This window comes from Streptomyces spinoverrucosus (assembly GCF_006539505.1).
Lineage (GTDB): Bacteria > Actinomycetota > Actinomycetes > Streptomycetales > Streptomycetaceae > Streptomyces > Streptomyces spinoverrucosus.
The window spans coordinates 1-4,205 of record NZ_BJND01000147.1; the positions used below are offsets into that span (position 1 = coordinate 1).

Genomic DNA, 4,205 nt, shown 5'->3' on the forward strand with positions numbered 1-4,205 from the left:
GGTACGGCGGATTGCGGAACCACCGCAGGTGCTACATCGGTCGTCCGGTAAAGCGGACCCGCATGAATTCGTCGCAGCGGAACATGGGACGTGGTCTCCGTTGAGGTGAGTGTTGAGGATGCTGGTGGAACGGACACCACGAAGACGTTACTTGAGAGTTCACAATTAACAGTCGACTGCCGCACATCGTGGGGTTTTCCCTACGGCTTGTTAGCCTCGATCTTTCGTGAGGGTCCGCCGACGGAGTCGGTGGGCCCTTTCGCTTTCCGGAGCTGATGGTGGGCAGGCCGGCGGCCCGGTTGTCGCGTCGGGTGGGCGCCGGGTTCCACTGCCCGGGATCGGGTGGTGCTGTCGTCGGGACGGTGGAGGTTGCTGGTCAGCCGGGGGTGGGCAGGAGCGTGAGCCGTTCGAGGGCGGCGGTGATCTCGCCGGTCCAGGGCCAGTGCTGGGTGAGGCGGAGAATCTTGCGTCGGCCGGTGCTGACGAGCTGAGTCGCCGCGGAGAACAGGCGGAATCGCAGGCGACGGGGTTCCCAGAGTCGGGCCTTGCTGGTGAGGGCGAGCATGGGCATCCAGGCCAGCAGGTCGAGGGCGATCTGGACGATCTTGAGCCAGATCTTGTTCTGGGCGGTTGTGTGCAGGGGCATGTTGCGCAGGCCGGTGGCCCGGGCGGCCCGGATCCGGTGCTCGGCCCGGGCCCGCAGCCGGTGACGGAGCTCGAGGGCGGCGATCGGCCGGTCAGGGGTATTGGTCGCGAAGCATGTGATCCGCATGCCGTCTGCGTCCGTGATCCTCAACTGGGCGCCAGGATGGGGCCGTTCCTTTCGGACGATCAGTCGCATGCCCTTGGGCCAGCCATCCAGGAGCTTGCCGGTGAGCTCGGCGACCCAGGCCCCGTCACGGGCCTCACCGTCGGTCTCGACGGCCGGGGTCCAGGCTGAGGCGGGGACCTTCAGCACGTGTTCGTGGATCGCCTCGGTGATCACCATGCCGACCGAGTAGGACAGCCAGCGCCCCCGCTGGGCGAGCCAGGAAACGAAGTCGTGAGTGCCGCCCGCGGAGTCGGTGCGGATCAGGGTCTGCCGCCCTCGCCGGTAGTGCTTGGGCAGTTGGGCCAGGGCGAGTTGGGCGGTGGTGATGTGGTCGGTAGCGGTGTTGGAGCCCGCGTTTCCCGGTCGCAGGAGGGCGGCGACGGGCTCACCGGTTCCGCCCGGGCCGTGGTCGACGAAGGCCATAAGAGGGTGATGACCGTAGGTCTTCTTCCAGGTCGCGGCCGCCTCTTCCTTGTCGGAGTGCGCGATCACGAGGACGCCGTCGAGATCGACGATGACCTGGCCGTCGGCGTCGGGGGGGCGCCGGCCAACAACCAGGCATGATGGCGGACTTCGGACCGCGCGGACCGGATGGCCTGCAGGGCTTTTTCGCCGGAGGCGGCGAGGGTGTCGATCAGGCGGGAGATGGTCGGATCGGAGGCGACCGGGCCGAAGACGGCTGGCTCACACCGCAGCATCGCGACGTCCGCGAGGCAGTCCCCGCCCAGCGCGACCGCCAGAGCGACGTCCAGGAGGGCCTTGCCGGGATCGTGGAAGGTCCGCGGTTTGCGCCACGGAGCCAGAGCCTGGGATATGACCTGGTCAAGACCGATCTTGCGGACCGTTTCGACGAGCAGGACCGCCCCGGCCTGGGAGACGACCTGGCGGCCGTCGTCCTGGACACGGACGCGGGGATAGGACCCGATAGAGTGCTTCACCTGGGAAGTGCCTCCGGCGGTGGCAGGAACAAGGACCTCGACAATCCTCATTCTTGCTGGTCAGAGGCACTTTCTGCTTTCCTGACCGCCTGCCGGACAGCCCGCTTCATGAAAGCGCGAGGTTAGGGACTTGCGGCCGGACGGCTATACGGATCGCCGACTCGGGTAACCGCACGACACGGCAAAGCGTAGGAGTAATCCGGCGCCAAAGCCGCCGTGGGCGCCACGACGACCATCGGCGACGGCGGCTACCCCCGCACTACAGGCCTGGCGATAGGGATTCGGCGTAAACCGTTCCACCATCACGCGCGCCATCGGCGAAGTGCGGCCCCTGCTGGCGCAACGGCGCTGCGCTGTCGCGCCTTCCACGGCCGTCCTCGACGCCTACGTCCGCGCCTGCGGCGCTTCGCCGGCCGACCAGGCCTGCGCCCGCCTCCTGCGCAACCGCGACCGCACCACCCAGTGGCGCACACTGTCCAGGATTCGATCAAGGCTGGTGGGAGAGCACGGCATGACGAGGAGTGCGTCTTTGAGTGAAGTTGTGCGGGTCTGAACAGGCAGCGCCAGCCTGGACGTTGTGCAGGGCGTTGTCCGTAACTCCGTCATCCCGCCCCTAACGGCTGCCCGTAAGGACCTAGCTTCAACTCGGTTCTCCCTACGAAGGTTGACTCTGAGAACGTGGCCAAGTGGCAGGAACAAAGCCGTGCTTCTGCTGCATTGGACCCAGAGGTGAAACCGGGATATGAGCGACTATTTCAACGAGATAAGCAGCCTGTACGAAAGCCTTGTCGGGCGACGCGGCCTTGACCCCCAGCACGCCTGGATCACGTTTCAGTCCGAGTTGCGAGGATTCATTCAGGACGACCGGGTGGCAGACGAGTTCATAGAGGGGCTTAAAAAACGCTTCCCCGGCAACGAGGCAGAATCTCTTAACGATCCGAACCGTCGATACGTTGCATACAGGTTCGGCTGGATTGAGCAGAACCAGCTCGAATGGCTCCAGAGCGAGACACAGTGGTACTCACCGGACTACACGACCTGGCTTGGGGAATTTCTGGATCAACGCTGGCAGCTGGGCTGGGAAACCGCCTATTCGGCGCAGCAGAAAATCGATTCATTCGGGCATACACTCAAGTTCGCTTGGCTTAGTTTGGACCCGCTGCTGCTGGATTCCGTACTGTCTGCTCTTCAGATACCCGGCGAGAGTTATGAGCAGCACATCGAGGACTACTTGGCCACGCACTGGGCTGAATGGGATAAGTCTCCGGCGGAGCAAAGGCGTGCCTGGCTCTGGCAGTCGGTCAGCCCTCGCTCGATGAATGATTCGGGGATTTCCAACCCAGGACCCGTGGCCCAGAAATCTCGGTGCGGGGAAACTGCCGAAGGAGTTGAAGAGCCCACCCCTGAGCGCGATGGTACAAAGCAGGAGCTACCTGATGTCGCGAGACTCAGGCACGAGCTGGAACAGTTGGACGACGAGATTGTCAGCGAGAACCAAGATTTGAAAGAAATACTCAAGTCGCGCCGCCGTGAGCTGCTGGCTCTTGTTCTGCTCGAGGCGGCAGAGCCGGAGGAAGGCATACTGTAATGGTTAGGGAAAAGAAGAAGAATCCAGTGTCTCCACCGTCGACACCTCTTGAGATGACGCTGGTTGGGATAGCCAAGAAAAAGGTGGAGGTGCGCCGCAGCAGTCGGGCTAGAAAGGCTCCACTCAACTTCACTGATAAATACTGGCAGTTTTTCGGTGATCTGCCCTCCTATCGCGTGAATGAACATCAGAATGCGGGCGGTCGGCATTCGAGCGCAATCCTGGGTCCTGGCGCCGGCCTAGGAAAGGGCAGCGATTCAGTGGGGGACAAGCCGCAAGCGATTCAAGCCATCAAAAAGAAATACCCTGGTACAACATTCATTTCTGGACACCTGCTCAACGCGGACTTCGGCGGGGACGGCAAAGACCACAAGAACCTCACGGTCCTGACATCCACGGGAAATGCAAACCACAAGAAGTTCGATGAGCCAATCAAGAAGGCACTTATGCAGCTTAGGACGGCTTACCAGGCAATGAACGAACTGGGTATTGATGTAAAGGCCATCAGATACGGCATCAAGGTTGATATCGAGGTGACCGGCAAGGAATGGGGAGATACTTACCCGAATAACTGCATCTTCAAGAGCCTGACGTGCAAAGCCAAAGTCGTGAACGACGACAAGGCTCTCGCTGAGCTTGTCCCGCACAAGAATCGAGAAAAAGCCGACGCTGCGATCACGGCTGTGCAGCATCTCGTCGACGAGGCCAATGCAAATGGGGAGATAGCAAACTTGCCTGACGGCGAGTAGTGGGTTCCAGTGCCCCAGGAGTGTGAGGTAAGCGCAAGAGCCTGACCGATGTGGAGCAGGCGGCGTGTTCACACTCGGCTGCAGGCCGTGACTCACTGAGGTCTTTCAGCGCAGCCACT

At 62.2% G+C, this 4,205-nt stretch carries 2 protein-coding genes and 1 pseudogene; 2 read left to right on the top strand and 1 reads right to left on the bottom strand.

Translation table 11 applies throughout. From position 1 onward, the window contains the following. Window positions 1-376: 376 nt before the first annotated feature. A pseudogene (locus tag SSP24_RS42055) lies at window positions 377-1,749 on the bottom strand (IS1380 family transposase). Between the two features lie 742 nt (window positions 1,750-2,491). On the opposite strand from SSP24_RS42055, the gene SSP24_RS42060 reads away from it, so the two are divergent. Then, window positions 2,492-3,337: a hypothetical protein gene (locus SSP24_RS42060; protein ID WP_141316481.1), complete on the top strand. Its 846-nt coding sequence runs from the start codon at window positions 2,492-2,494 to the stop codon at window positions 3,335-3,337. A 53-nt stretch (window positions 3,338-3,390) separates the two neighbouring features. After that, on the top strand, window positions 3,391-4,086 hold the full coding sequence (locus SSP24_RS42065; RefSeq protein WP_141316484.1) for a hypothetical protein: 696 nt from the start codon (window positions 3,391-3,393) through the stop codon (window positions 4,084-4,086). Window positions 4,087-4,205 lie beyond the last annotated feature (119 nt).

Coding starts and splice junctions, on each gene's coding strand:
- SSP24_RS42060 (WP_141316481.1), top strand. CDS start 2,492: ATGAGCGACTATTTCAACGAGATAAGCAGCCTGTACGAAAGCCTTGTC.
- SSP24_RS42065 (WP_141316484.1), top strand. CDS start 3,391: ATGACGCTGGTTGGGATAGCCAAGAAAAAGGTGGAGGTGCGCCGCAGC.